Source organism: Streptomyces calidiresistens (assembly GCF_014141525.1).
Classification (GTDB): Bacteria; Actinomycetota; Actinomycetes; order Streptomycetales; family Streptomycetaceae; genus Streptomyces; species Streptomyces calidiresistens.
Genome location: NZ_VKHS01000546.1, coordinates 1 through 3,823, shown reverse-complemented (window position 1 = coordinate 3,823; position 3,823 = coordinate 1). Strand labels below are relative to the sequence as shown.

Sequence of the window (3,823 nt, the reverse complement as noted above, 5' to 3'; positions counted from 1 at the left end):
GGGGGCCGCTCGGCTCCGCCCGCGCGCTCCCCGGCCGTATCGGTTCCGCTCCCCCGGCCCCGGCTCATCGCCGGTTCGCCACCGGTTCGTCCCCCGGCCGGCGGAACCCCCGGTCCGGCCCGCATCGACCGCGTCCCGGGCGGGGAGGACACCGGGGACCGGCGGGGGCGACGCCCCGGAGGCGGCCCGGGCCGACCGGGCGAACGGGAGAAGGAGTGCGTGCACCGATGGTGCTGCTGTTGTTCGGGGTGATCGCGGCGGTCGCGGCGGGTCTGCTCGCCGCCGGCGTGAAGAGGGTCCGGCCGGGCGAGGTGGCCGTGGTGGAGCGGGCCGGCGCCCACCACCGCACACTGCCGGCCGGCACCCACCTGCTGGTACCGCTGCGCGACCGCGTCCGCGCCCGGCTCGACCTCGGGGAGCGGGTCCTGCTCCTGCCCCCGCGCACCGCGCACGCCGGGGACCGGCACCAGGTGACGGTGGCCTGTCGGGTGCGCTGGCGGGTGGGCGACCCGGCGCGGGCGGTGTACGCGGCGGCCGACGGACCGCGCGCCCTGGAGCACCTGCTGGACGTGGAGATCCGTGCGGCGGTGTCCGGGATGCTCGCGGCCGAGGTACCGCACCGCCGGGCGGAGCTGGAGGAGCGGCTGGGCGAGGCGATGCGGGAGGCCGGGGCCGAGCGGGGGATGGAGGTGCTGGCCGTGGAGTTCGACGAACTGGCGCCCACCCGGCCCGAGGCGGCCCGTCGGCTCCCGCCGGGGGTGTTGCCGGGACCGGCCTCCCCGGAGGGGGCCGCCGGCGCCGGGGGTTCCCCGGGACCGGCCGGCCCGGCCGCTCCCGAGCGGGGTTGACCCCGGTCGGCGCCGGACCCCGGGTCGCCCGGGGTCCGGCGCCGGAGGGCTCAGAAGCCCGGCGGCTCGGTGTAGGTGCCCCACTCCTCGCGCAGGGCGTCGCAGATCTCCCCGAGGGTGGCCTCGGCGCGGACCGCCACCAGCATGGGCTCGATCATGTTCGCCCCCGACCGGGCCGCCTCCACCATGCCCGCCAGCCCGGCGCGCACCGCCGCGTCGTCCCGGGCCGCCCGCCGCTCGGCGAGGACCCGCACCTGCTCGCGCTCGACCTCGTGGCTGACCCGCAGGATCTCCAGGTCGCCGGTGACCGAGCCGGTGTGGCAGTTGACGCCGACGACCCGCTTGTCGCCCTTCTCCAGCGCCTGCTGGTAGCGGAAGGCGGCCTCCGCGATGTTGCCGGTGAACCAGCCGTCCTCGATGCCGCGCAGCAGACCGGAGGTGATCGGGCCGATGGGGTGGTTGCCGTCCGGGACGGCCCGCCGGCCGCGCTCGGCGATCTCCTCGAAGATCTTCTCCGCGTCGGCCTCGATCCGGTCGGTGAGCTGCTCGACGTACCAGGAGCCGCCGAGGGGGTCGGCGACGTTGGTGACGCCGATCTCCTCCATGAGCACCTGCTGGGTGCGCAGCGCGATCTCGGCGGCGCGCTCGCTGGGCAGCGCCAGGGTCTCGTCCAGGGCGTTGGTGTGCAGGGAGTTGGTGCCGCCCAGGACGGCGGCGAGGGCCTCGACCGCGGTGCGCACCACGTTGTTGTACGGCTGCTGGGCGGTCAGCGAGACACCGGCGGTCTGGGTGTGGAAGCGCAGCCACTGCGCCTTCTCGGTGCGCGCGCCGTACACGTCGCGCATCCACCGCGCCCAGATCCGGCGGGCGGCGCGGAACTTGGCGATCTCCTCGAAGAAGTCCAGGTGCGCGTCGAAGAAGAAGGACAGGCCGGGGGCGAAGGTGTCCACGTCCAGGCCGCGGGAGAGGCCCAGCTCGACGTAGCCGAAGCCGTCGGCGAGGGTGTAGGCCAGCTCCTGGGCGGCGGTGGAGCCGGCCTCCCGGATGTGGTAGCCGGAGACCGAGAGCGGCTTGTAGGCGGGGATGCCGGCCGCGCAGTGCTCCATCAGGTCGCCGATCAGCCGCAGGTGCGGTTCGGGGGCGAAGAGCCACTCCTTCTGGGCGATGTACTCCTTGAAGATGTCGGTCTGCAGGGTGCCGTTGAGCGTGGCGGGGTCCACGCCCTGCCGCTCCGCGGCGACCAGGTACATGCAGAAGACCGGGACGGCGGGGCCGCTGATGGTCATCGAGGTGGTGACCCCGCCCAGCGGGATGTCCCGGAAGAGGACCTCCATGTCGGCGGCGGAGTCGATGGCGACCCCGCAGTGGCCGACCTCGCCCAGCGAGCGGGGGTCGTCGGAGTCGCGCCCCATGAGGGTGGGCATGTCGAAGGCCACGGAGAGGCCGCCGCCACCGGCCTCCAGGATCATCCGGTACCGCTCGTTGGTCTGCTCGGCGTTGCCGAAGCCGGCGAACTGGCGGATCGTCCAGGTGCGGCCCCGGTAGCCGGTGGGGTGCAGGCCGCGGGTGAAGGGGAACTCACCGGGCCAGCCGATGCGCTCGAAGCCCTCGTAGCGGTCACCGGGGCGGGGGCCGTAGACCGGCTCCACGGGATCGCCGGAGAGGGTGGTGAAGTCGGCGTCCCGCTTGCGGGCGGCGTCGTACCGGGCCTGCCACCGTCGGCGGCCCTCAGCGATGGCGTCAGCGTCCATGCCCCCAATTTACTTGGACGTCCAACTAATTTCCAGGGCTGCGGGCCGCGAACGACACCACCCCGTCCCCGGGAGCCCGGGGACGGGGTGGCGGGAAGCGGTGCGGGAGGTTCGCGGGGAGGCGGGCGAGGGGTGCGGCGTCAGGCCGAGCCGACCCTCGCCGAGCCGTCGGCCTTCCCGTCGAGGGCGCCGTACCCGGCGGCAGCCCCCTGGTCGTAGCCCTCGTCGTCGTCCCGCTCCAGCAGCGGCTCGATCTCGGCGCGGACGGTGCGCTCCACGAAGAAGGCGACGAACGGGATGGTCCCCGAGAGCAGCACCCACAGCAGCTTGCCGAACGACCAGCGGGCCTTCTGCCCGAGGTCGAAGGCGAAGATCAGGTACACGATGTAGAGCACGCCGTGGGTCTGGGACACCACGAAGGTGATGTCCTCACCCACCCCGAAGCCGTACTTGAAGACCATGCAGGTGCTCAGCACCAACAGCATGACAGCGGTCACGTAGGCCATCACCCGGTAGCGGGTCAGCACACTCGGCTTCATGCCCAGCAGCGTAACCCGGCCGGTTTCCGGCGATCCCACCCGGGGCCGCCGAAACCGACCCCGTCCGGGGACCGGCCGCGACCCTCACTCCTCGAAGTCGCGGGCGGCGATCCGCAGGGGGCGCAGGAGCGCGAAGATCTCCCGGCACTCCTCCCCGTCGTAGGCACCCAGCCCGAAGTCCATCGCCATCAGGTCCCGGGTGGCGGCCTCGCAGACCTCGCGCCCCCGGTCGGTGATCGAGGCGAGCGTGCCCCGGCCGTCGTGCGGGTTGGGACGCTTGGTGACCAGACCGGCCCGGACCAGGCGGTCCACGGTGTTGGTCACCGAGGTGGGGTGCACCATCAGGCGCTCCCCGATCTTGGACATGGGCAACTCGCCGGCCTTGCTGAAGGTGAGCAGCACCAACGCCTCGTACCGGGCGAAGGTCAGGCCGTAGGGCTTGACGACGGAGTCCACCTCGGCGAGCAGGATCTGGTGCGCGCGCATGATGGAGGTGATGGCCGCCATCGAGGGGACCTCGCCCCAGCGGTCGGTCCACAGCTCCGCGGCACGGGCGATCGGATCGAACGTCAGGCTGAGCGGTTTCGGCACGGCACCGACCCTACCGGCAGGTCACAACCCGGCGCGGGGCGTCTCGGGAAGTGGCCGGCCCCCGGGCGGAACGCCCCGCCGGCCACTTCCCGAG

At 73.6% G+C, this 3,823-nt stretch carries 4 protein-coding genes; 1 reads left to right on the top strand and 3 read right to left on the bottom strand.

Annotated elements, in window-relative coordinates; genetic code table 11:
* Nucleotides 1-227: 227 nt before the first annotated feature.
* A complete protein-coding gene (locus tag FOE67_RS19285) occupies nt 228-848 on the top strand; it encodes an SPFH domain-containing protein (RefSeq protein WP_182666005.1) in 621 nt (206 codons plus the stop codon).
* Between the two features lie 50 nt (nt 849-898).
* On the opposite strand, the gene icmA is transcribed toward FOE67_RS19285, so the two are convergent.
* The 3 genes from icmA to FOE67_RS19270 all read right to left on the bottom strand — a co-directional run bounded on the left by icmA (nt 899) and on the right by FOE67_RS19270 (nt 3,729).
* Nucleotides 899-2,599 (bottom strand): coenzyme B12-dependent isobutyryl-CoA mutase large subunit, encoded by a 1,701-nt coding sequence (icmA, locus tag FOE67_RS19280; RefSeq protein WP_182666003.1) that lies wholly within the window; start codon nt 2,597-2,599, stop codon nt 899-901.
* Nucleotides 2,600-2,739: 140 nt separating this feature from the next.
* Nucleotides 2,740-3,138, bottom strand: a complete 399-nt coding sequence (locus FOE67_RS19275) for a DUF3817 domain-containing protein (protein ID WP_182666001.1) — start codon at nt 3,136-3,138, stop codon at nt 2,740-2,742.
* A gap of 84 nt (nt 3,139-3,222) precedes the next feature.
* Nucleotides 3,223-3,729, bottom strand: a complete 507-nt coding sequence (locus FOE67_RS19270; RefSeq protein WP_182665998.1) for a MarR family winged helix-turn-helix transcriptional regulator — start codon at nt 3,727-3,729, stop codon at nt 3,223-3,225.
* Nucleotides 3,730-3,823 lie beyond the last annotated feature (94 nt).